This window comes from Adhaeretor mobilis, from assembly GCF_007741515.1.
In the GTDB taxonomy this organism is placed as follows: domain Bacteria; phylum Planctomycetota; class Planctomycetia; order Pirellulales; family Lacipirellulaceae; genus Adhaeretor; species Adhaeretor mobilis.
In genome coordinates this window covers 3,663,135-3,686,734 of the sequence record NZ_CP036263.1, presented here as the reverse complement: position 1 = coordinate 3,686,734, position 23,600 = coordinate 3,663,135, and the positions used below count along the sequence as shown (strand labels likewise).

Sequence of the window (23,600 nt, the reverse complement as noted above, 5' to 3'; positions counted from 1 at the left end):
GAATCGAAGCCTAGAAGGCGACTTCAGCACGAGCGAAGAAACCATCGAATCCAAGGATATTGGCATCGTCGTAGTGCGACATTTGCAGACCGAAGTCGTACTCATCTCGCATGCCTAGGTCATGCCATGCGGAGAAGAAGTATCCGGCGGTTATCGAAGCGTGGCAACCGATGTGGTAGGTGCCGCCCATTTCGACTTCCGTAACAGGCACAATGTGGGTGCAACTGTCTTGGAATACGCTTGTCGCACCACCTTCGACGACTGAGGTGCGAATGTCGATGTCACCGAGCAACACGGAGATGTCGCCCTGAGCGAACAGGCTGAACTTACCTTTGCGGCCGAAGTATCGGCGCCCTTGCAGACCTGTGCGGAAACCAAAACCATCGAAGTTCATTTCGGTCACGTAAGAGTCTTCCGCAATGATCGCTGTACCTGTGTCCTGGAAGGCGTTTGAACCACGTTGCCAATCAACTTCAGCGTAACGAATGCCACCGTTCCAAGTGAGGTCCCATGCAGGGCACCAACCGCAGCAGCCACACGAATCGCCGCAGCAATCATCACCACAGCAATCGTCGCCGCAGCAGTCGTCACCACAGCAGGTGTCACAACAGTCGCCGCCGCTTCCGCAGAGAGGCGAACCCAGTGGGATCGTCTTCTCAAAGCTGGCCCCGTAGCTCTTGAGGTCAACGCTAGCAAAGCCGTTAACGAATCCACCGGCAGGTGGATCGACTTCGTAAGGCACGAGAATATTCGTATTCGCAGTATCCGACACGGGGCCGTAGACGGCATCGCTTTGCAGGCGTTGGAAATCGAACATGATGGCTCCACCACAGCAGCAATCAGCGATTCCACCATAGAAGCCATACGAAGAGTTGTAGTCGAAATCGTATTGGTTAAAAGTGACGATATTGTCCGCTACGTTGTTCTCCACGTAGGACAACGCTTGGCTGAAGTTGGCGCGGGCATAGATGTACTCTGCACCGGCGATGATCTGCAACTGTCGGTCCATAAGACCGTCAAACATTCCGCCGCTACCGCTGCTGCTGCAGCCTGAGTCGCAGCTTGCATTGCAGCCGCCAGCTTCGCAGTAGCCGCTGTCGGTGCCGTCGTAGGTGTTGTAAGAAGCGAGCTCGAGCGATTCGTCACTGACGAAGCCTGGCATCTGATACTCGCGATTGTTTTCTTGCTGCGCCTGTGCCATGCCCGCTACGGACAGGCAGAGTACCAGCGCAGCGGTACCCCATGTTTTGAGTCTCATCCTAGTTCCCCCCCCAATTGAGCGTTTTAAGAGCTACGCAGCTCTTAGCAGGACGCTTGCCTGCGAGATAAGTTAGTTAGACCCACGCTACGTGCGGGACGTAGCTTGTTTCACCCAGGTGGCGTCGGTCTACGAGTGTAATTCGGTAGCGAGAGGGGGCTCACTTTCCGAAAATCTAGCAAATTCGGCAAAATAGCTTCTATGGGTATATCTGGCACGTCCAGAAGAATCGGCACAGAGTACCATCACCTACTACAGCGTACGGTTGAATCACAACGGCACAACGAGCACAACGCTTTAGGGCTGCTGCTAGCGGTTATTTGAGAGCTGAACTGTGAGCTGTCTTGTCTTACCTTACTTCTGGATTTCGTAGGATTGGAAGCGTACTCTTGCGGCTGTTTCTGCATGCAGGCTGAGTTGCGTCGTGTCCGTCGTGTTGTGGAGGTTCAAAAAGAACTTTGGGCTGAAGTACTAGAGTGGAGCTACTCCTTGGCGGCTCCGTCGGCCAACGACAAAAGCGGAGCCGGCACTTTGCCAACTCCGCTTTTGGAGCACATTATTCGATCGTTAGACACACAGGTGCCATTGATGTCCAGTAGCCCGAGCAAGGCTACCTGAAGCATCACTTCATTCGCTTAGCCTCGGCGGCGGCGGGAGAGGCCAGCAAGCCCCATTACGAGCAGCGCGAAGCTCGATGGCTCGGGAATGGCAGAGCCATTGAGGTCGACATTGAAAACGGGATCTGCGGCGTGATAGGGACGCACGTTCATTCCTGCGTATGGTATTGCATCGTCGTAGATGGCGAACTGCAACTCCGGGACCGGATCACCAGATGAGAATGCTGCGGTAGTATAGGCCGGAGTGCCGGTACCACTACCCAGGTCCGCACCGAGTAAGACTTCTCGGAAGTCAGGTAGCTGGAATGCGTTAGCATCAGTGGTATCGAGATCAATCGTGAAAATGGCCGATTCGCCGGGGGCCAAGCCAGAGAAATTAACGGTGAGCAGCCGATCAACGCCGTCTTCTGCACCTTGCCCTGCTACGTCGGTGATTGAGGCTCCAAGGATCTCAATTCCTGGCATGTTGAAGACGCTGGACACAACGGCACTGCCATTGAATCCGTCGAATGCATTATCTCCCGTGCCGAAGACAAAGTCATCCTGGGCAATACGGAGGGTGAACGAGGTGAGTGTACCGCCGGTGCCGGTGTTCTCAACGAGCATCGAAGGGCGATTGCGATGCTGAATGCGGTTGTTTGGATTGTCGCACGACTCTTCCATTTTAACGATTGCTTCCATGGGAGTACCGAGCGCGTTCAGATAACGAGCGCTGGACGAGATGTTCACGCTATAGGCGTTCTGAGCAGCAGCTTCTTGAGCGGTGCTGAGGAGAGCCAACAACATGGCGAGGGATAAGGGGAATGCGGCCCGTGCGGCCGCCTTTGCCAATGAGGTGCGCGTGGTGTTTAGTTGTGTAAGTGTCATGGTGCTCTTTCCCGTCCTGGCATTCGCGTTTTGCAAAGGCCGTGTGACGACTCCTGTGCTCAGCGGGAAAAGAACTCATGGGAGCTTGCAACGCGCCAACAAGGCCACGCACAAGCGACATCCGAACGACGGATTCGCCTACCTGGCGCGCATTTTCATACGCGTCACTATCAGAAGTGCGAGGGACGAGTCGCCGAAACGTCAGGGGCAGCCGAACAGGCAGCGGAGGAGACCTAAGCTATTGAGGTCGAGCTGAACCGGTTCTAGGAAGAAACAAGCAGACGCTCAGCACGCCTGTGGAACGCCACCTGGCAATCCATTGAGGAGAAGCTGAAAATGCACCGGGGCCTAAAAATGCCACCTGGAATGATCAATCGGAATATAACGGATTGATTGAATAAAAGATGGTGTAACGGACCCGGCAGTCTTACTTGCCTGTTCGGACAGCAGCTGAGTTTGATGACTCGCCGCCGATCGAATGTTCATGAGGTCAGTTACCCAAATCTAGAGATGAAAAAAGTGTGCTTGCGTGGTTCTCCCACGCGTCTTTTCTCATCATAGCTAGTAAACTAATGCTGTCAAACAAATTGATAGGAAAAACGCCAATTCATCGGCCACGTAGACCGCGAGGAATAGGAGGTTTCGACGGATTAGCCCCTCATTTTGCTATCGGGCTTGTTAGGGGCCGACAAAGGCTCGTCACCCGAGATACGCCAAAATTACTCTGGCAAGCAGAAAAAATGACGCGGCGGGTCCCCCTCGCTCCCAGCGATCCCGCCGCGTCGTGAGCCGTGCCTCTCCCCAAAGGACGGTTCTCAGGAAAGCTAGATCAGTGGAGCCAACAGTCAAATTATCAAGCTCGAAAGGGGAGGCCCTTTGAGCGCTGCGCTCATCCCGACGTTTACCTTGCACACCAAACAGCGTGTCGTTTGTCCGGAGATGTTGCGGCAATGCCACAACGGGAGTGGTAGGAATGCTACAAGATCCCAGATTGGTGGCCTTCAAGCACCCACTTCTGCGGTTTGCCAGTCGAGACCGATGTCGAGCGAACGGGCTGAATGGGTTAGTGCGCCAACGCTGATTCGGTCGACGCCGGTCTCTGCGATTTCGCGCAAAGTGTCCAGAGTGACGCCGCCGGAGGCTTCCAGCTGTATCGCCAAGGAAGCCGCATCGCGTAGTTGGACAGCTTCCCTTAGCTGCGTCACACTCATGTTGTCCAGCAGAATGATATCGGGAGCTGCCGGGAGTACGGCTGCCAGCTGCTCGATCGTATCGACCTCGATCTCGATCGGCAGGGTCGTGTCAGGAGCATTTGCCGCGAGGAAGGCTCGCACGGATTCAACCGCCTGAGCTGTTTGAGGCTCGCCTGCTTTGCTTCTGCGTTCGGCTTGATAGTGGGCGAGATGGTTGTCCTTAATCATCACCGCGTCGAACAGGCCCGTCCGGTGATTGCAAGCTCCACCGCAGCGGGTAGCGTATTTCTCCAATCGTCGCCAGCCGGGCGTAGTCTTGCGTGTATCGTAGATGCGGGCATTCGTGCCCTCCACGCGGGAAACGTACTGGTTTGCCAAGGTCGCGATGCCAGACAAACGCCCCATCAAATTCAGGAGAATACGCTCGCAGGAAAGCAGATGCCTGGCGCTGCCGGCTAGTAAGCCGATGGTTGTGCCGCTACGACATGGATCGCCATCTTGCAGTTGCGGTGAGAAATCCAGCTCAATGTCCAACGTGGCCAGGGCCGTCTCGATGGCGCGAACTCCGCAGACGAAACCGCTCTCGCGACTGACGATTTCCGCAGCGCCACGGCTCGATTCAGGGACCAACGCGTTGGTGGTCCAATCTCCGTCATCTGCTAGATCTTCCTGCCAAGCCAGTTTGACGAGTGCGCGGCAGTCGTCCTTGATCCGGTCATCCCAGGTTAATTGCTCGAAATCACTCGGCATGGCATCCTCACGCGAGAGGCAAAAGGGGTTATATTGGTGGGTTGCGTCCGCGTCGGTTCTACCACGCTGGGCGTACTAACGTCCACGCACATTCCCCGTTCGCTTCCCGAACCAGTCAGCTTTCCGCACCAGGCCAGTAGTTTATGGGTTCAGCAGAACCAACGACGAAGCCGCCACTATTGAACCCACGCGACCAGCTGAGTGTGTGGACGCTCACGGCTGCGCTGTTGTTGTTGCTCGTTGCCCTATGGTGCTACCGAGGGGGCATGCAGGGGAAGGTCATAGCAATCGATCGCGCTGAGCCGTTGCAAGCGGAGTTCCTCGTTGATGTGAATCGTGCCGAGTGGCCGGAACTCATTCAGCTGCCGGGTGTAGGGCCGGTTCTGGGAGAACGGATCGTTGCTCATCGGCAGGAGCATGGTGAATTCGAAAGTCTCCAGGGGCTGACCGCTGTTGACGGCATAGGCCCGAAGACACTCGATGCGATCCGCCCGTACTTGATTCCCATTCCCGATCGTCAAGCAGTAGCCCAAGGCGGGTCGAGCTTGGAAGCCGCCACGACCAACAACAAAGGAAGTTAGCCACGTGGAATTTCGACTGGAAAGTCCGTTTGAACCTGCCGGCGATCAGCCGGCTGCGATTAAAGACCTCGTGAAAGGGCTCAACGCCAAGGAGCGCGAGCAGATTCTCATGGGTGTCACGGGCTCCGGCAAGACGTTCACGATGGCCAACATCATCCAGCAGGTGCAGCGACCCACGCTGGTGCTCTCCCACAATAAAACACTAGCGGCCCAGCTCTACTCGGAGTTCAAGGAATTCTTTCCGCACAATGCGGTGAGCTACTTCGTGAGCTACTACGACTACTACCAGCCCGAGGCGTACATTCCCCAGCGGGATATTTACATTGAGAAAGACGCGTCGATCAACGAAGAGATCGATCGTATGAGACTCTCGACCACGAGCAGCCTGGTGAGTCGCCGCGACGTGATCGTGGTGGCCAGCGTCTCTTGCATCTATGGCTTGGGTTCGCCAGAAGACTACAAGGAGATGATGGTCGGCCTGCGTGTGGGGCAGAATGTGGATCGCGACGATGTACTCTCTCGGTTGGTCGATATTCAGTACCAGCGCAACGATACCGATCCTGAACGGGGCAAGTTCCGAGTCCGCGGCGACTGTGTCGAAATCTGGCCCGCCTACGAGGAATTCTCCTATCGGATCGAATTCTGGGGGGATGAGATCGAAAAGCTCTCGTTCATCGATCCCACTTCCGGCGAGACGATTGACGATCAGGAGGAAATCTACATCTACCCAGCGAAGCACTTTGTGCTGCCCGAAGCGCGTGTCGAACGCGCGGTGGATTCGATACGCAAGGAGCTCTCTGGCCGACTGGAGTTGTTCCGCGAGCAGGGGAAGATGCTGGAAGCCCAGCGGCTGAACGCACGTACTCGGTTCGATATAGAGATGATGATGGAGGTGGGCTACTGCCCCGGAGTCGAGAACTACAGTCAGCCGCTCAGCGGACGTCCGCCGGGGGAAGCCCCCTCCACGCTGTTTGACTTCTTCCCGAAAGACATGCTGCTGTTCGTTGACGAGTCGCACGTCACCGTGCCACAGATCGGCGCGATGTACGCTGGGGACCGTAGCCGCAAGACGACTCTCGTGGAACATGGCTTCCGCTTGCCCAGCGCGTTGGACAATCGCCCTTTGAAGTTCGAAGAGTGGCAGGAACGCATCGGGCAGGTGGTTTACGTCTCGGCTACGCCTAGCAAGTACGAACTGGGCCAAACCGGCGGCGAGGTCGTGGAGCAGGTGATCCGACCGACAGGACTGCTGGACCCGGTGATCGAGCTCGTACCGGCCAGCGGCCAAGTGCCCCATTTGCTGGAGGAAGTCAAGAAACGCACCGCGCTGGGTGAGCGCGTGCTGGTGACAACCCTCACGAAGCGACTTGCTGAGGACCTAGCCAATTATCTTTGTGAGCAAGGCGTACTGGCCAAGTGGCTGCATAGCGAGCTGGACGCCTTCGAACGGGTGGACCTGCTGCGTGACCTGCGCGAAGGTAAGTTCGACGTGCTCGTGGGCATCAACCTCCTGCGTGAAGGATTGGACCTGCCGGAGGTTTCCATGGTGGCAATCCTGGATGCCGACAAGGAAGGATTCCTGCGGAGCGAGACTTCGCTCATGCAAACAATCGGCCGAGCGGCGAGAAATGTAAACTCCAAAGTGATTCTTTATGGAGACAAGGTCACAAACTCCATGCAAAAGGCGATGGACGAGACCGAGCGCCGTCGCAAAATTCAACACGAGTACAACCAGCAGCACGGCATTACGCCTACGACCGTCAAGAAAGCAATCCACAAGGGGATAGAAGGAGAGGCGTCTGCCCACGCGAAGGCCAATGCGGCGGTAGGTCGCACCGATGAGACGGAAATCATCACGCAGGACTACATCAACGAGCTAGAAGGCGAAATGCTCGAGGCGGCTGATGAGCTGGAGTTCGAGCGCGCGGCCAAGCTGCGCGATCGCATCGAGAAGATGCAAGGCTCGCTGGGTGAGCCGATCGATTCGGTGAAAGAGACAAGCAGCAAGAAACGGGGCGGGAGGCGTAAAGGTGGGAGCAAAGTGCCGCGGCCGAAGCGTGGGTGAGGTGCGAAACGATCTGCTGATTTGAGTGGCACCCGGCGAAAAATGGGCACCCTACGTCTCTCTGGCGAGCTGTGGTCAGTGGAGCATACGCGGGTTGGGATGATTTGACATACGGGGGGGTGGGTAGATTGTGGTACTCAGGATCGACTTCTCTGCTCTTAACTTTTTAAGGAAGCAAACTGAGTATGGTTCTCAAGTGTTTCGCGTTTGGGTTTGCCTGCATCGCTTGTCTAGTGCATCTCAGCACGAACCTAGCTGCCGCAGAAGCTCTTCGAATCGTGGCTTTGGCAGGCGATGAGTCTTCCGGAAATGCTATCGAGAGCCTGGGCGTGCCATCGCTAAATGGTAGTGGCCAAAGTGCCTTTTATGCCGAGCTCTTCACTGCCTCGAATCGGACATCGCTGTTAATAGAGCGAAGTGCGGGTAGCTTGACTGTGGTAGCTCAACACGGTGACACGGGTCCGGGAGAAGGAGTGACGATTGACGACGTCAGAGCGTCCCAATCGTCATCGCCGCCGCTCAACAACGCCGGCGTGACGGCGTTTGCGGCTGGTTTGTTTGGACCTGGGGTAGGCCTCTTCAATAGAGATGCGGTGTTACGCGACTCCGGCGGCGCCTTGGAATTGGTAGCGCCCAGCGGAGACGCAGTTCCTGGTGCTGAAGTGGGCTTCGATTTCATCCCAAGCCTACACCTGAATAATTCTGGACAAGCAGCCTTCATGGCCGAGCTTTTCGGGACCAGCGTCGATCAATCAAACGACTTTGGAGTGTTTCGAGAGGACGCTGTTGGCGAGTTGGCCACTGTCGCCCGGGAAGGTGATTTCTTGCCTCAATCAAGCTTACAATTCTTCTTTCCAGCGACAGCTCGCGGCTTGTGGACGGTGTCGTTGAACGATCGTGGTCAGACGGCTTTCGCCGGACTTCTGACTGGTCGCGGAGCCGGCGCTGGCAATAACTTAGCCATCTTCAGCGAGGGGAACGGCAATGGTGTTGAGATCGTTGCTCGGAGCGGTTCGACGGCGCCAAGCTTGCCAGATGGCGAGCAGTTCAGTCGCTTCGGCATTCCTAAGCTTAATAATCTGGGCCATTCTGCATTTTTCGCCGAGCTGGCTGGTGCCAGTGTTACCGAATCGACTGACTATGGGCTGTTTCGCACAACTGCAAGCGGCGACACGGTAATCGTAGCTCGCGACGGCGGCGCTGCCCCCGATATGCCCGAGGCTGTGGTGTTCGATTTCAATTACACCGTTGTCCGTGGTGGTTTCGGAGAGGAGGGTCCAAGCTTCAACGATGTAGATCAGACGGCCTTTATTGCCAGTCTTACCGGTACCGATCCCGTTAGCGGATTCGCGAATCAGGGCATTTTTCGTGGCGAGAGCGATGGCGAGCTTCACCTAGTTGCTCGTAGCGGTGAAGAAGCACCCGGGCGGTCCGATGGTGCCTATCTGAGAGATTTCAGCCAACTCGCTCTCAACGACAATGGGCAAATAGCCGTGTTGGCGAGTCTGGAAATAGACGACAGCTTTGGTGGGAGAAGCATCCTTGCTCAGGACACAGCGGGGATATTACATACGATTGCCAGTACCGGGGATGAACTCAATCTCAGTAACGATCCGTCACAACTAGATTTGAGCACGGTAGAACGATTATCCTTTGCCGGCGACGCAGCGTGGAACGCACGCGGTCAGATCGCCTTTAAAGCCGAGTTTACCGACGGCACAAGCGGCGTGTTTATCTCTAATCTGGTCGCTGTTCCGGAACCGGCGAGTTGGACACTTTTGGGAGGCCTGTTGCTCGTCGTAAACTGGCGGATGAAGCGACGAAAGCTCCGAGGTTGAAGTTGATAGCCCTGGTGGCGAATTGCATTGGGCACTCCCGTTTGCTGGCAACAGTGGCACCCGCCGGGGATGAAGCAAACCAGCCGGAAGCGTAAGCGACCGGATAAATCAACGCCTCGTATAGCTCAACACTCGCGACAACCTAATCGCCACGCTGATTTTTCGACGCACGGATTAGAACCTTAGAAATCGCCAGCCTATCCGGCGCGCTGGCCTATCCGGGCGCTTACGCTTCCGGCTGGTAGTTGTTGGGATCAATTTTACACGCCGGAAGCGTAGACGCGGATATAGCCCTTACGTATCCAAATCACGAACTTCCCGAAGCCCTTCCTTCCAGTACTCACTTTCAGGGGTATCTGCTCTCTTCACGAGAGCGACAATGCCGACCAAATAGCCATACAGTACCGCCACCACGAGAATCGAAACCCACATGGGCAGGTCTCCAACGTTTGAGCGTTGCCAGAGGAAGTCGCTGACGCTCGGGTGATCGAGATTTGCGTAGAGTGAATCGAGCTTGATCAGCCAACAAGCGAATAACAGTGCGAACATTGGCAAGTAATTGCGTACCAACCGGACCCGCAGTGCTTGCCGCCACGTTAGCTTATAGCGGGGACGAAGTAGGTCGGCGGCAACTTTTCGGTTCCAGTCCTGAACGGGGCTCTGTTGGTTGCGGAGCAAGATGGGGCCGACAAAATTCTGTTCGAGCATCCGCACGCGAGAGCGCCAGACATCAAAGAAGCGAAATCTGCGGGCTTCGATCACCAGGAATGTAAAGACCAGGAGCATGCCGACGACAATGCCGACCTGCGATCGCTCCGTCTCAGCCATGGCAAACGAAACCAGTGCCATCACGGAGATAATCGACCAGTTGGTTGTTGTGTCGAGACGGATCCGCCAATCAGTCGCCCGTTGCATTTCCGCCCGATAGAAATGCGCGAGCGCAGCGATGTATTCAGCCCGAGTTAGCGGCTCGTCTTCGAACTGTGGAAAGGTCGTTTCGGTATCCAAGGGTTGTTCCTCGCAGGAAGTGTCCGTACTAGCTTTGCCAATACAAAGCAAGCAGCGCCAGCAAGTGGTTTTGCGGTTTCGCTGCAATTCACTTGCTGGCGCTGCGTGTTTGTACTATCAGAGCAACATGAATTAGACATCCTCAATTAGACTTCCACCAGCTTCCACTTGCCTCGACGAAATACAATAGCTGAAACGACTGCTAACATCGAAAATGCCAACGTGATGGCCCAATAGACTCCGTGGGCTTCCAGACCAAACTGGTACGCTAAAACGTAGGCCAGGGGGATCTCAAAGACCCAAAAGACCAACAAGTTTAAATAGGTTGGAGTCCAGGTGTCGCCTGCACCGTTGAAAGCATTCTCCAACACCATCCCCACACCGTAGAAGAAGAATCCATACGAAATGATGCGTAGTCCATCAGCCGCGTACGCCAGCACGTTGGGTTGATCGGTGAATATTTTGGCGATTGGCAGTGCCAGGATTACGAACACAATGCCAATGGCAGTCTGGAACACTGCGTTGTACTGGGCCGCTTTCCAGACTGATTTCTCGGCGCGATCGGTTTGCTGTGCCCCGAGGTTCTGACCCACCAAGGTCGATGCCGCGTTGGCCAGTCCGACCGCGGGCAGCAAGGCAAACATAACGACGCGAATCGCGATCGTGTACCCGGCAACCGCTTCGCTGCCAAACCCGGCTACGACTCGCATCAGCCCGATCCAGCTGGCCGTGCCAATAGTGAATTGCAGGGTTGCCACCCACGAGAGACTCAGCAGTCGCCGGAAAATCTCGAAGCGGACCTGCCAGTGTTCCTTTCGGAGCTCGAATTGCTTGTCAGCAAAAAACAATTGATAACTAGCGTAAGCGACACCGATCGATCGTCCGATCAACGTCGCTACTGCCGCGCCCGTTACGCCCAGTTCGGGAAAGAAACCGACTCCAAAGATAAACAGCGGGTCCAACACACAGTTCAATAAATTGGCTATCCACAAGACACGCATCGCGATTGCCGCGTCTCCTGCACCACGGAAAATGGCGTTCAACAGAAACAACATGACGACGACGATGTTGCCGCCGAGCATCAGTTGTGTGTACAGTGCGCCGTCGCGAACGACCTGCGGCTCGGCTCCCAATAAACGCAACAACTGCGGCGCACAAATAATTCCGATGATGGCCATGGCGATAGACGCCACGCAACCGAGATAGATGGCGTGTATTGCAAATCGTGCCGCACCGTCGCGGTCTTTTTCACCAATCCGGCGCGACACCGTCGCCGTCGCACCGATCGCGACACCCATGGCCACCGAGTAGACCAGGAACATCATTGTCTCGGTGATCCCGACGATTGCGATGGCATCCGCACCCAGCTCTGCCACAAAAAAGACATCGACGACAGCAAACACGCTTTCCATGACCATTTCCATGACCATGGGGACGGCGAGTAGAAAGATAGCCAGTCCCAGCGGGCCTTGCGTGAAGTCGCGTTGCGATCCCCGAAAGGCTTCTTTGACGACGGCCCACCACGAATTGTCGTAATCGGATTCCGTCATCTCATGTTCCGAGGTCTTCGGCGTTCCCTGGATGTTTAGTTTGCCAGCGGCCGGACCAGAAAGGGAGGCCAGAACCCTTTCCTGAATGCGAGTAAGCCCTAGCGTTGTCTTGGAGCAGGGCAACGAAAAAAGCGAGGACCTCTGGTGAGAGCTGTCCTCGCTTCTCATTTTTGTTGTCTTCGAAACGAACCTATTCAGCCGTTTCGTCACCTGCTTCTTTAGCATCACTACCGGCGTCGGCAGCACCATCGTCGCCAACGGCAGGTGTTGTGTCTGCTGGTGTGTCTGCTTCGCCGCCGGCGCAGCCGGTTAGGCCAATAGTACCGATAGTCAGGCAAAGTCCCAGCATCCAAATTCCGAGTGATTTCATAGCTTGTTTCTCCTTGTTCTGCTTGGGGGACGCCGCCACTTGGAGTGTGATCAGACCACCGTCCCTTCAAAGCTGTGCGAATTAGCGTACCAGTGCCACCAGCCACAAACAATGCATTGCTAGCGAATCGGTAACCAGAATCTGAGTTTACGCACGATTAGCCGTCAAAGTTTACTCAGTTTGACTGACCATACCACAATTCTAAGGCATTGCCTCATGAGGGCTGATCTGGCTCAATGCTCCTCGGCATGTTGGCCGAAGAATCGTTGTGACCGCTCAATCTTTCCGGCACCCACGAGGGGCTGTTGGGGATTTCGTCGCTTCTCGTCAATTATTGCCAACACTTTGGGCATCGCCATGAAAATGACTAAGATCTCGACCATGACCAATTTCTCACGCTCCCTACTCACGCTCTCTCTGGTGCTTTCAATCAGCGTGGTTACCACGGCTCAAGATCGCGAGCCGGGCTCATCGGCCGATGGTTCAGAAGAGAATTCCGGATGGTATTACGAACCGGCCACGAAGAACGCGTCTCAACCGACTTTCGCACAGCGGAAATCGATGGTGCGTGCCGAACAACGCATGGCCCGCTTGGCTGCCGCCAAAGCCTATGGCTTCTCACCAAGCCGTCCGACAGCAACGGGTATAGCGTTTACTTCAATGTACAGCCCCGCATGGCAAATGCCGGGTGGCCGACCCTTCGGTTGGTTCACCGCGCACCGCCCCATTGTGGTTGTGAGCCCTGGGCGTTATCGGTAGCCACGACGTTACAGAATAGGCAGCGTTACAGATCGTTAAGGGGGCGGAGCTAAGCGGCAGTACGACCGTGGCTGGCTTGCAGAGAACGGCGGCACTCGCACAGCATGGCCTCGGCTAGGCGTCTGCGTACTGCAGCGGGCGCTAGCCGTGTCGAGAGAGCTTCACGCAGTTTGTCGCCCGAACGTAACAGCGATCGGTGGGTTTTGTGACGCGGATCGCTGAGTATGGCCTCAACCGCGTCCAGCATTGCTAGGCGGTCGTCCGAGGCTGTAGCGCTACGCAGGCGTTCAAAGTTCGTTTCGCGCTCGGCAACCCATGCCGTAACACGACCGTTCTGCTGCGAGAGCCGTGCATTCAACACGCACAGCTTGGGCAGCGAAGGGTAAGCATTGCAATCCATGACTCCCCCGTAGCAAGTGATTCGTGTTAAGCAGCCAAGCGAAGTGCCGCTTGTGGCTTGACCGCCTGAGGAGCATGACCAATCTGGCCAGCAACCAGTTGCCGGAGTACACGAGGGACTAACCGCTCAGTCGCTTTCCGTATGATAGCTGAGGTGATATCACCGCTACCCGTCGTACCGCTGGCCAGGAGGAGACGGGTCTGCCTGCGGATTTCCTTGCCGCTACGAGCCCGAATGTAGCCGCGGGTTTCGCAGAGGGTCATTCCCGAGGTAGATCCGGCGATCAGCTGTGTGACGCCTGAGAGGCTCTGCTCAGCAACTTGACGGCTGAGTAGCTCGACCTGCCGTTGCTGGCCCTGTTTTGACTGAATCGAGGTAAGCGTACTCAGAATTTGCTTGAACATGAGTTCTTCCCGGTGGGTCTGAATGGTTCGCTGAGCCCGGTTTCCCAGGTTCAGGACAAGGATCGCGTGCGTTTGATCGCCTGCCCCTTAGAATCGAACCGCTACGGCTGGCACCTTCAGCAGAATGCTCCTGAGGTGTCGGTGTCGGAATGGTTGTCAAGAATTCCTCAGTTCCCCCGGGCTTCCTAGCCGATATAATAGTTGCACTTGACCAAGACCGCCCGATTCCCTAATTTTTCGGGTGTGCAGAGGACGCGTCGCAAAATGCGACCGAAACAGACACGGCTCCGTGGCCAAGTGGCTAAGGCATCGGATTGCAAATCCGACATCGGCGGTTCGAATCCGCCCGGAGCCTCTTAAAGCCGCTTCTTGCGATTTCTCGCAGGGGGCGGCTTTTTTTGTAGGCTGTGGCCTGGGGGCAGTTCTCAGAAAGCGGTTTTCAGGCAAAATGGGGGGGACTCGTATAGATCCCTCCAACGTCGTCGTGACGACGACGGCTAACGACCCACAGACTGCCATGCCCTTTATCCACGACGATTTTCTGCTCACCACAGAAACGGCCCGACGACTCTACCACGACTTTGCCGAGAACGAGCCGATTCTCGACTATCACACGCATCTCAGCCCCAAAGAGATTGCCACGAATCACCGATTCGAGAATCTCGCCGAGATTTGGCTCGGGGGCGACCACTATAAGTGGCGTGCCATGCGAGCCAACGGAATTGACGAGCAGCGCATTACTGGCGATGCCGATCCGTACGACAAATACCTGGCTTGGGCGGAAACGGTGCCCCGCACGCTGAGAAACCCGCTGTACCACTGGACGCATTTGGAACTGAAACGCTATTTCGACATCGAAGAGCTACTCGGCCCGGACACGGCTGAGTCGATATGGAAGCGTGCCAACGAGCGACTTGCCAGCGAAGACCTTTCCGCCCACGGCATTCTGAAGAAGTTCAACGTGAAGGTCGTTTGCACGACGGATGACCCCGTGGACGACTTGGCTCACCACCGGGAGATCGCCAACGGCGATTGCCCGACAGAAGTCTATCCCACATTCCGCCCCGATCGTGCTTTGTGGGTCGATAGGCCTGATGCCTTCAATCCCTGGGTAAGTCAATTGGCGACTGCCGCTGATATTGAAATCGCCGATTTCGACGCGTTTTTGAATGCCCTCGACCAGCGACACGCGTATTTTCACGAAATGGGTGGTCGGCTCTCCGATCACGATGTCACCAAAGTGCTAGCCGATGCATGTTCGCAGGAAGCCGCGGCGGGCATTTTTGCTAATGCTCTTAAAGGAAAGGCAGCTGATGCTGACTTGCAGGAGCAGTTCGGCGCCTTCATGATGCTGTTCTTCGGACGCCTGGACGCCAAGCGGGGTTGGACCAAGCAGCTGCACATCGGGGCGCTGAGGAACAACAGTACGCGTCTGATGCGCGAAGTGGGCGCCGACGCAGGTTGCGATTCCATTGGCGACATGCCCTCGGTCGCCGCGCTGTCCAGCTATCTCGACCAGCTCGATCAGGAGGACGCCCTACCCCAGACGATCCTCTACAACTTGAACCCGTCAGCAAACTTCTCGGTGGGCTCAGTAATCGGCAATTTCCAGGATGGCCGCGCCGCTGGCAAACTCCAGTGGGGTGCCGGCTGGTGGTTCAACGACCAGTGGGACGGCATGACGCGTCACTTGGACGATCTGTCCAACCTGGGCCTTCTCTCTCGCTTCGTGGGAATGCTTACCGATAGCCGTTCGCTGCTTTCTTACCCCCGCCACGAATACTACCGCCGCTGCCTGTGCGAGCTGCTAGGAAGCGACATCGAGCGCGGTGCCCTGCCCCGCGATATGGAGATGGTTGGTAGCATGGTGCGGGACTTGTGCTACGGAAACGCGCGAGACTACTTGGGGCTGGGTGTGTGAAACGCCGGACGGCTAAGTCACGAGCGGTGGGCAGACGAGTTCACGAATCAGTTATTTTTTAGTTGAGCTCTCAGGCGAGAACTTCCGCAGCACCACGTAGAAGATCGGCGTGAAGAACAGCCCGAAGATCGTGACGCCCAGCATCCCGGCGAATACGGCGGTGCCCAAGGCGCGGCGCATTTCCGAGCCTGCGCCCGTGGCGATCAGCAGCGGGATGACACCCAGCACAAACGACATCGCTGTCATCAGAATCGGGCGCAAACGCAAGCGGCAGGCATCGATGGCGGCATCAAAGCGGTTCTTGCCTTTCTCTTCTTCCGCTTTGGCGAACTCCACAATGAGGATCGCATTCTTGCAGGCTAATCCGATCAGCACGACGAAGCCGATTTGCGTGAGGATGTTGTTGTCCATGCCACGTAACCACACACCAAAAATTGCGCAAAGCAAACACATTGGCACAATGAGAATTACGGCCAACGGCAATAGCCAGCTCTCATACTGGGCGCTCAAGGCGAGAAAAACGAACAGCACACAAAGCGGGAAAATGTAGATGGCTGTGTTACCAGCTGCGATCTGCTGATAGGCCAAGTCGGTCCACTCGAAGCCATATCCTGGGGGCAAGGTTTCTTCCGCTAGGCGTTCCATGGTGGCGATTGCATCCCCGGAGCTGGTGCCTGGTAGCGTATCGCCGCTTATGTCAGCGGCAGGGAAAAGGTTGTAACGCACTACACGGTCGGGCGCAGAAGTCCTTTGTATATTTACGAGCGAACCCAATGGCACAATAGCCCCCGAGTTGCTGCGCGTGCGGAGGCGGGCAATATCGCTGATGTCATCGCGGAAACGGGGCTCTGCCTGGGCCGTTACCCGGTAGGTTCGACCAAGAAAGTTGAAGTCGTTCACATAGACCGAGCCCAAGTAGATTTGCAGGGCATCAAACACGTTGCCAATCGGCACGTCCATCATGCGCACTTTGGTGCGATCCACATCCGCGTAAATCTGTGGTGTGTCGGCACGGAAGCTAGAGAACACCTGGACGAGTCCTGGCTCTTTGTTCGCTGCCATCGACAGATTGAAGGCCGCCTGTTGCAGTTCGCGTGGCGTTCCGCCGCTGCGGTCTTGCACCTGCATTTTGAAGCCACCGCCAGTACCGATGCCACGGACTGGTGGCGGAGCGATTACAAAAACTTGGGCATCCTTAACCGCACTCACACGTTGGCGTAGGTCGGAGAGGATCGAATCGACACTTTGACCGGCTGCGGTGCGAGTTTCAAAATCTTCAAACGGCGTGAAAATTGCCGCCCCGTTGGCATTGTTAGCTCGGGTCGCCCCATTGAAACCGGCAAACGCGACTGCGTGGGCGATGCCAGGAGTTTCCAGAGCGAGGTCTTTGATGCGTTGCGTGACTTCGTCGGTACGACTAAGCGAGGCGCCATCGGGCAGTTGGATCGCCACGATCAAGTAGCCTTGATCTTGTGCAGGAATAAAGCCGGTGGGCACGCGCGAGAAACCCAACCACGTTAGCACTAGCAGCCCGCCGTAGACCATCAATGCAACAGCGCTCACCCTCAGCAGTTTGCCCACGGTTTGGCCGTAGAGATTATTAAGGAAGTCGAACACGCGATTGAAGCCGCGGAAGAACCACCCGAGCGTTTTGTCGCTAATTGAGTCGAGCCAGTTGGGTTTCGCTCCCTTGGGTTTCAACAAGATCGCACACAAAGCGGGACTCAGCGTCAGTGACACGAGCGTTGAAATAGCTGTTGATATGGCAATGGTCACTGCAAACTGTTGGTAAAACTGCCCGCTGATGCCCGCAATAAAAGCGGTAGGCACGAATACCGCGATCAACACCAGCGTCGTTGCGATCAGCGCCGAAGCGACTTCATCCATCGCCTGGTGGGTGGCCTTGCGCGGACTGAGTCCCTCGTCTGCCATGAGACGTTCGACGTTCTCGACCACGACAATCGCGTCGTCTACCACGATGCCGATCGCCAGAACAAGGCCGAATAGCGAGAGCATGTTCAACGAGAAGCCGAGCATCAGCAGGAAAGCGAACGTGCCGATCAGCGAGACGGGAATCGCCACTACTGGGATGATCGTCGATCGCCAATTTTGCAGGAAGATGAACACCGTCAGCACGACAAGAGCACCTGCTTGAAGCAGTGTGACGAACACCTCGTCGATCGAGTCGCTCACGAACTGCGTGGGGTTATAAACGATCTCGTAATTGAGACCTGCGGGAAATTCATCACTCAACTCATCCATCGTCTCGATCACGCTATTGGCAGTGTCGATGCCGTTCGAGCCAGGCCTTTGGAACACGACCATCGCCACGGCGCTTTGACCGTCGAGATAGCTATTCAAACTGTAATCTTGGGCGCCTAGTTCCACGCGAGCAACGTCTGACACGCGCACCAATCGGCCGTTGTCGCCCGATTTCACAACGATCTGCTCGAATTCCTCAGGCGTGCGCAAGCGGCCCTTGGTGCTGACCATCAGTTGCTTCGCTCCTGCATTCTCTAGCGGTGGCTGGCCGATGGTTCCGGCTGCTACCTGGATATTCTGACTGCGCATAGCCGCGACGACGTCGCCAGCGGTAAGGTTTAGCGACGCGATGCGGTCCATATCAAGCCACACGCGCATGCTATACTCTCGCCCGCCGAAAATACGCAGGTCGCCCACACCGTCGAGCCTGGACAGCCGATCTCGCAGCTGGAGATACGCATAATTGCTGATGTACAGCTGATCGCGGGTATTGTCGGGCGAGAGTAAGTGGACAACCAACAACAAATCGGGCGAGCTTTTGGTTGTGCTCACACCAATCTGGCGAACTTCCTCCGGGAGCCGTGGCTCTGCCACGGCCACGCGGTTTTGCACCAGCACTTGGGCCTGATCGAGATCTGCTCCCAGTTTGAAAGTAATTGTCAGGCTCATCGTACCGTCGCCCGTAGACGAAGACTCCATGTAGAGCATGTCTTCGACGCCGTTAATCTCTTGCTCCAATGGTGTAGCAACAGTTTGGGCAATAGTCTCAGGCGTAGCGCCCGGATAGGACGTTCGCACGACGACCGTCGGTAGAGCGACTTCAGGGTATTGCGCGACCGGCAGCTGGAAGTAGGCAATGGCCCCTATCAACACGATGACGATCGATAGCACAGAAGCGAAGATCGGTCGGTCGATAAAGAAGTGAGGAAGTTTCATCTTTAAGTGAGATATGCCTTACGGTGACGTTGATTGGCGTTACAGGTCTCGTTAGCCGCCGAGCTTGCTCGACGCTCGGTTTGTTTTCCTAGCCCGCGCCGAGCAAGCTCGGTGGCTGACGATTCTCGAAGAGTATTCAAGCAACAAGCGGCGTGCTACTTACCACTATTACTCTTGAAGTCGTGAGAGATTTCTGGTGAATTCGCGTTCTCTCGCGTGATCCACCGATCTCGCGGTACAGGTTCGTACTCATCTGGCAATGCCGTTTCTTTATCTGCAATAGAGAGCTCCTCGACGACTGTCTTTACTTCCATTCCCGGACGAAGGTTCTGGCCACCGCGAATCACCACTCGCTCGTCACCCGTGAGCCCTTCGCGAACGATTCTCAGGCCGTGACTCACCGGGCCCGCGACAACCCGTTGCCGGCTGACTTTGTTTCCTTCGCCAACGACGTTGACGAACTGCTCGGAAAGGTCGTTCCCCAGTGCTTCGTCGGGCAACAGAATCGCCTCGTAGGAAGCACTGCCTGGCAAGCGGACACGTGCAAACAGTCCGGGAGTCAGTGTGCCATCGTCGTTAAGGAATATGGCTCGCCCTCGCATGGTACCAGTGTTGGGATCGACTCGATTGTCAACGAAGTCCATGTGCCCCAGGTGAGGGAATCCTTGCTCGTCAACCAGTGCGAGATATACCGGGTTTTTCGCATCGCGCGAGCTTTCACGCTTACCATTTTGGCTGAGACGAACGTATTTGAGAAATTCTTGTTCGTTCGCGTCAAAGTAGCAGTGGATCGGATTTAACGCCACAATCGTCGTCAGCAAGGTGGCTTGGCTACTGCCAGCGTTGACGAGGTTCCCTTCGGTGACGAGTTTCGCGCCAACCCGGCCGGTGATCGGCGCTTTCACCTCAGCGTAACCGAGCTGCAGCTCGGCGGTATGAACGTTGGCCTCAGCCGTCTCGATGGCTGCCTGGGCAACGCCGGTTTGGGCTTCGGCAGCAGCAATGTTCGATCCGGCCGCATCGAAATCCGCCCGAGCTTGTGTGAGAGTACTTGCGCGCGTGTCGTACTCTGCCTTAGAAATTGCATTCTTTCCCACGAGCCCGGCTGCTCGCTGGAGTTCTGTCTCGGCCAGTCCCACGGCTGCCGCTGCTTGCATCCTCTTCGCTTTGGTTTGTTCGACTTGGGCTTGTGATTGCAAGAGATTCGCCTTTGCCTCGGCGACCTGCGCTTTGGCTCGGCGAAGCTCGGTCTCAAAGGGGCGGCGGTCGATCACAAACAGCAGATCGCCCTTCTCGACCATCTCGCCTTCACTGAAGTTGGCTTCACGCAAGTAACCACCCACGCGGGGGCGGACTTCCACGGAATCTACGGCAGCCAAGCGCCCTGTGTACTCGTCCCATTCGATCAGCGTCTGTCGGACCGGCCGAGCAACGCTCACCTCGGGCATTGGCGGGCCGGTGGGCGCATTGTCTCCGCCACGACAGCCGAGCGTGATCAGCAGGCAGGCGAACAGCAAATTCTTGAAATACTTCGCTAGAATTCTACAAGAGTGCATGGTCAATGATCGCTTGATGGGAACAATCGGTTCGGTGGCGGCGGGTACTAAGGTATTTCGAGCTTGTTCTAGCGGACCCTTGTCGACAGTAGCCCGCGAGTAGTATGACTCGCCCGGTTTTCTGAACTGCTGAGCGACTCGAAATAGCTCATAAGCACTAGTGTACTTGCAAAACGCCTGCAGAGTGCGGTCGACTAATCCGCAAGCGGCGGGGGGGGGGGAGGGAGGGCGGAGGCGGTTCAATTCAACCCAGGATCGGAGGGCACCTGGCTAGGGTCGATATTTGGTGCGGCGATACTGATGCCGATCTTGCTGATCGTGCGTTGCCAGAGGGTTTCGTGGTCGCTGAATACTTCGTTGATCGATGCAGGGGTCTTCAGCCAACCGCTCGCCTGAAGTTCTTCTTCGAGCTGCCCACCACCCCAGCCCGCGTGGCCACTGTAGAGACGGTACACACTGTCCTCGGAGCGCACGAGCGAGTCGATGGCATCGCGCTGCATGGCCATGTGTAGCCCTGGCAAGACTTCTTGCTCGGAGTGCGACTCGGAATCGTGCAGAGCAATCATCGGGCCAGGCACGGGCCCGCCGTTAAAGACATCGTCGTGACAATCCACTGGCGGTGCCTCGATGAGTTCCCACACTTCGCTGACGGTTTTGTTGCCCGGTTGTGTGAGTACAACGCCTAAGGCTCCGCTTTCCTCATGTCGCAACATGAGCGTGACGGTCCGCGCAAAGCTTGGGTCTTTCATGTGAGGCGATGCGACAAGGAGGTGGCCGGAGAGCGAATGCATTAAGGGAGGATATGGGGAGTAGGTTATTGGGGAAGTGGGAGAGAAAAAGCTATTTGAGCGCCCGGGTTCTTGTGATTTCGATCGCTTTGAGCAATCCCCCGGCTTTATTGAGCGTTTCTTGGTATTCGGCTGCTGGGTTGCTGTCGGCCACGATGCCAGCACCAGCTTGCACATAGGCTTTGCCGTCGGCGATAACCACCGTACGGAGGGCGATGCAGGTGTCCATATTGCCCGCAAAGTCGAGATAGCCAACGGCTCCAGCATAAGGACCACGGCGGTGGGGTTCAATCTCGTCGATGATTTCCATTGCCCGTACCTTCGGCGCGCCGGAAACGGTGCCCGCCGGTAAGCAGGCGGCCAGAGCATCGAACGAATCCCGATCAGCAGTGAGCTGGCCATTCACGTTGCTCGTGATGTGCATGACGTGACTGTAGCGTTCGATGACCATTACGTCAGAGATTTCGACGGTGCCGAACTCAGCTACGCGGCCCACATCGTTGCGTCCCAGGTCAACCAGCATCACATGCTCGGCCCGTTCTTTTGGGTCGGCAAGCAGTTCTTCGCCAAGGCGCTGGTCTTCCTCTTCGGTTTCGCCGCGCTTGCGCGTACCGGCCAGCGGACGGACTGTAACGCGGCCATCGACTACGCGCACCATGATCTCAGGCGAGCTGCCTACCAGTGTCACGTTGGGCATGCGCAGGTAAAACATGAACGGGCTGGGGTTCACTACGCGAAGGGTGCGATAGAGTTCAAACGGCGGCAACTCGAATGGCACTTCCAATCGCTGACTAATCACCACTTGAAAGATGTCGCCAGCGCGGATGTACTCCACACATTTTTCGACGGAAGATTCAAACTCCTGCTGAGTAAAGTTCGACGCATACTCAAGTTCGATTTCGCCACCGGTATGGATGTCGGCCAATGCAACTGAGTCTGCGGTATTGCCCAATTGTTCCACAAAACCATCCACGCGATCACTACCGGCTTGGTAAGCCTCGGCAATCTGTTTGCCCCTCATGCCGCGTACATCGACGAGCACCAGCACATAGATGACCTTGCGAACGTGGTCGAACACGACCATGTGATCGAACAGGCCAAATGCCAAGTCCGGCAGCTTGCGATCATCCTCAGGCGCATTGGGTAGGTTTTCTACGTAGCGCACCGTGTCGTAGCCGGCGTAGCCGACCGCACCGCCGATAAAGGGTGGCAGCTCTTCCAGATGGGCCACGCGCACGGCGCTAATTTGCTCGCGGAGGGTTTCCAGCGGGTTGTCCGCTTCGAGTTCTTTCAGTGACCAATCTTCGATGCTGGACTGCTGGCTATCCCCTCGGCGTTGAATCTTCACTGAAGTGCCATGAGCGGTGAGCAGCATGAAGGGGTCGCTAGCGATGAAACTGTAGCGGCCGACTTTTTCGCCACCGATGACGCTTTCGAACAGCCCGGCTGCCACGCCCTGGTCTAGCCGACGGAATGCTTGCACTGGGGTCAGCGCATCGCTCACCAGTTCACGATACACCGGCACATAGTCAAATTCACCAGCCAGAGAAGTGAATCGATCGAGTTGCGGCTGGTGTGACATAGAGTCTTGGTGTTTGGGTGCTGGCCCAGTTGGTTGGAGCTGGGGCGGTTGGCAGCTATAGCTACACAAGCGACCAGTGATTGCTGCGGAAAGTTCGCAGTATTTCTGAGCAAACCAATCTAACATTGCACTGGCGGGCTCACAACGGGATGACGTGGCCGGACAGACGGACTTATGTTGTTTTCTCATAACGGCTTACAGGGCGGCGGTTTGCCTTGACACTCCCTAGGCCCTAGCTAGAATCCCTAGGCCAAGCGACCATACGCTATAGTCCAACTAGACATACCCCCCAGCGACGCTAAATAGCTGTCGCTTTCCTGATAACTTCCCACACGCGAAAGAGACCCGCCGTGAAGTGCCAACGCTGCGAGCGCCCGGCGACGTTCCATATTACGGATCTCGTGGACGGTGAACCCAACGAGCTGCATCTGTGCGAAGAGTGTGCGCAGACGTACCTGACGCCCACAGAGGAAGAAGCCGCCGAAGTGATGCCTGCCATGGCTGGATTGCTCGCCCAGCATCTTGCGGTTGGTGAATCGGCTGACGATCTGAAACGGCTCGACCAACGCGCTTGCCCTGTGTGTGGAATCACTTTTCTAGAATTCCGCAAGCAAGGACGACTTGGCTGCCCACACGATTATACGTTTTTTGCGGAAGAGCTTGAGCCGTTGTTGATGAACATCCACGACGACACTCAGCACATCGGTAAGTCCCCCAAATGTGGCGCCGCCGGGGCCGATCAGCAAACGCAAATCATACGCTTGCGTCGAGAGATGAAGGAAGCCGTGGCGACCGAGTCTTATGAACGGGCCTCGGAACTTCGCGATGAGATTCGGGCTCTTGAGGAGCAGTTTCGTAAAGACAATGGCTAAGCCGCCCCTCACCGTTAAGAAAC

Annotated in this window: 19 protein-coding genes and 1 tRNA gene; 7 read left to right on the top strand and 13 right to left on the bottom strand. The window is 56.3% G+C overall.

Annotation, left to right across the window (positions count from 1 at the left end):
• Nucleotides 1-10: 10 nt before the first annotated feature.
• The 3 genes from HG15A2_RS14560 to nadC all read right to left on the bottom strand — a co-directional run bounded on the left by HG15A2_RS14560 (nt 11) and on the right by nadC (nt 4,685).
• On the bottom strand, nt 11-1,258 hold the full coding sequence (locus tag HG15A2_RS14560; protein WP_145060919.1) for an Lpg1974 family pore-forming outer membrane protein: 1,248 nt from the start codon (nt 1,256-1,258) through the stop codon (nt 11-13).
• A gap of 635 nt (nt 1,259-1,893) precedes the next feature.
• Nucleotides 1,894-2,742: a PEP-CTERM sorting domain-containing protein gene (locus HG15A2_RS14555; RefSeq protein WP_145060918.1), complete on the bottom strand. Its 849-nt coding sequence runs from the start codon at nt 2,740-2,742 to the stop codon at nt 1,894-1,896.
• Nucleotides 2,743-3,743: 1,001 nt separating this feature from the next.
• Nucleotides 3,744-4,685: a carboxylating nicotinate-nucleotide diphosphorylase gene (gene nadC, locus HG15A2_RS14550; RefSeq protein ID WP_145060917.1), complete on the bottom strand. Its 942-nt coding sequence runs from the start codon at nt 4,683-4,685 to the stop codon at nt 3,744-3,746.
• A 143-nt stretch (nt 4,686-4,828) separates the two neighbouring features.
• On the opposite strand from nadC, the gene HG15A2_RS14545 reads away from it, so the two are divergent.
• The 3 genes from HG15A2_RS14545 to HG15A2_RS14535 all read left to right on the top strand — a co-directional run bounded on the left by HG15A2_RS14545 (nt 4,829) and on the right by HG15A2_RS14535 (nt 9,169).
• A complete protein-coding gene (locus tag HG15A2_RS14545; protein ID WP_145060916.1) occupies nt 4,829-5,266 on the top strand; it encodes a ComEA family DNA-binding protein in 438 nt (145 codons plus the stop codon).
• Between the two features lie 4 nt (nt 5,267-5,270).
• The gene (gene uvrB, locus HG15A2_RS14540; protein ID WP_145060915.1) at nt 5,271-7,331 is read left to right on the top strand and encodes an excinuclease ABC subunit UvrB; all 2,061 of its coding nucleotides are present in this window, start codon (nt 5,271-5,273) and stop codon (nt 7,329-7,331) included.
• 185 nt (nt 7,332-7,516) lie between these two features.
• Nucleotides 7,517-9,169: a DUF7453 family protein gene (locus tag HG15A2_RS14535; RefSeq protein ID WP_145060914.1), complete on the top strand. Its 1,653-nt coding sequence runs from the start codon at nt 7,517-7,519 to the stop codon at nt 9,167-9,169.
• Nucleotides 9,170-9,463: 294 nt separating this feature from the next.
• Here HG15A2_RS14535 and HG15A2_RS14530 read toward each other — a convergent pair whose 3' ends face one another.
• From HG15A2_RS14530 to HG15A2_RS24120, 4 genes are all read right to left on the bottom strand, one after another.
• The gene (locus HG15A2_RS14530; RefSeq protein ID WP_145060913.1) at nt 9,464-10,177 is read right to left on the bottom strand and encodes a DUF2270 domain-containing protein; all 714 of its coding nucleotides are present in this window, start codon (nt 10,175-10,177) and stop codon (nt 9,464-9,466) included.
• Between the two features lie 146 nt (nt 10,178-10,323).
• Nucleotides 10,324-11,727, bottom strand: a complete 1,404-nt coding sequence (locus HG15A2_RS14525; RefSeq protein WP_145060912.1) for an MATE family efflux transporter — start codon at nt 11,725-11,727, stop codon at nt 10,324-10,326.
• Nucleotides 11,728-11,917: 190 nt separating this feature from the next.
• On the bottom strand, nt 11,918-12,097 hold the full coding sequence (locus HG15A2_RS14520) for a hypothetical protein (protein WP_145060911.1): 180 nt from the start codon (nt 12,095-12,097) through the stop codon (nt 11,918-11,920).
• A 233-nt stretch (nt 12,098-12,330) separates the two neighbouring features.
• Nucleotides 12,331-12,480 carry a hypothetical protein gene (locus HG15A2_RS24120; protein WP_218931977.1) on the bottom strand — a complete coding sequence of 50 codons (150 nt, stop codon included), beginning with the start codon at nt 12,478-12,480 and terminating at the stop codon, nt 12,331-12,333.
• On the opposite strand from HG15A2_RS24120, the gene HG15A2_RS14515 reads away from it, so the two are divergent.
• Nucleotides 12,479-12,856, top strand: a complete 378-nt coding sequence (locus tag HG15A2_RS14515; protein ID WP_145060910.1) for a hypothetical protein — start codon at nt 12,479-12,481, stop codon at nt 12,854-12,856. The two genes, HG15A2_RS24120 and HG15A2_RS14515, sit on opposite strands and share 2 nt — an antisense overlap.
• A 49-nt stretch (nt 12,857-12,905) precedes the next feature.
• Here the strand turns inward: HG15A2_RS14515 and HG15A2_RS14510 are convergent, their stop codons facing one another.
• Together HG15A2_RS14510 and HG15A2_RS14505 are read right to left on the bottom strand one after the other, a co-directional pair.
• Nucleotides 12,906-13,256 carry a hypothetical protein gene (locus HG15A2_RS14510; protein WP_145060909.1) on the bottom strand — a complete coding sequence of 117 codons (351 nt, stop codon included), beginning with the start codon at nt 13,254-13,256 and terminating at the stop codon, nt 12,906-12,908.
• Nucleotides 13,257-13,282: 26 nt separating this feature from the next.
• On the bottom strand, nt 13,283-13,660 hold the full coding sequence (locus HG15A2_RS14505) for a hypothetical protein (protein ID WP_145060908.1): 378 nt from the start codon (nt 13,658-13,660) through the stop codon (nt 13,283-13,285).
• Nucleotides 13,661-13,943: 283 nt separating this feature from the next.
• On the opposite strand from HG15A2_RS14505, the gene HG15A2_RS14500 reads away from it, so the two are divergent.
• Nucleotides 13,944-14,015: transfer RNA gene (locus HG15A2_RS14500), tRNA-Cys, on the top strand.
• Between the two features lie 162 nt (nt 14,016-14,177).
• Nucleotides 14,178-15,581, top strand: a complete 1,404-nt coding sequence (gene uxaC, locus HG15A2_RS14495) for a glucuronate isomerase (protein ID WP_145060907.1) — start codon at nt 14,178-14,180, stop codon at nt 15,579-15,581.
• Nucleotides 15,582-15,632: 51 nt separating this feature from the next.
• Here uxaC and HG15A2_RS14490 read toward each other — a convergent pair whose 3' ends face one another.
• The 4 genes from HG15A2_RS14490 to trpE all read right to left on the bottom strand — a co-directional run bounded on the left by HG15A2_RS14490 (nt 15,633) and on the right by trpE (nt 22,705).
• On the bottom strand, nt 15,633-18,779 hold the full coding sequence (locus HG15A2_RS14490; protein WP_145060906.1) for an efflux RND transporter permease subunit: 3,147 nt from the start codon (nt 18,777-18,779) through the stop codon (nt 15,633-15,635).
• A 155-nt stretch (nt 18,780-18,934) separates the two neighbouring features.
• Nucleotides 18,935-20,335 (bottom strand): efflux RND transporter periplasmic adaptor subunit, encoded by a 1,401-nt coding sequence (locus HG15A2_RS14485; protein WP_145060905.1) that lies wholly within the window; start codon nt 20,333-20,335, stop codon nt 18,935-18,937.
• 239 nt (nt 20,336-20,574) lie between these two features.
• Nucleotides 20,575-21,084, bottom strand: a complete 510-nt coding sequence (locus tag HG15A2_RS14480; RefSeq protein ID WP_218931976.1) for a YqgE/AlgH family protein — start codon at nt 21,082-21,084, stop codon at nt 20,575-20,577.
• Nucleotides 21,085-21,175: 91 nt separating this feature from the next.
• Nucleotides 21,176-22,705: an anthranilate synthase component I gene (gene trpE / locus HG15A2_RS14475; protein ID WP_145060903.1), complete on the bottom strand. Its 1,530-nt coding sequence runs from the start codon at nt 22,703-22,705 to the stop codon at nt 21,176-21,178.
• A gap of 350 nt (nt 22,706-23,055) precedes the next feature.
• Here trpE and HG15A2_RS14470 point away from each other — a divergent pair, with 350 nt between their 5' ends.
• On the top strand, nt 23,056-23,577 hold the full coding sequence (locus HG15A2_RS14470) for a UvrB/UvrC motif-containing protein (protein ID WP_145060902.1): 522 nt from the start codon (nt 23,056-23,058) through the stop codon (nt 23,575-23,577).
• The last annotated feature ends 23 nt before the right edge of the window (nt 23,578-23,600 follow it).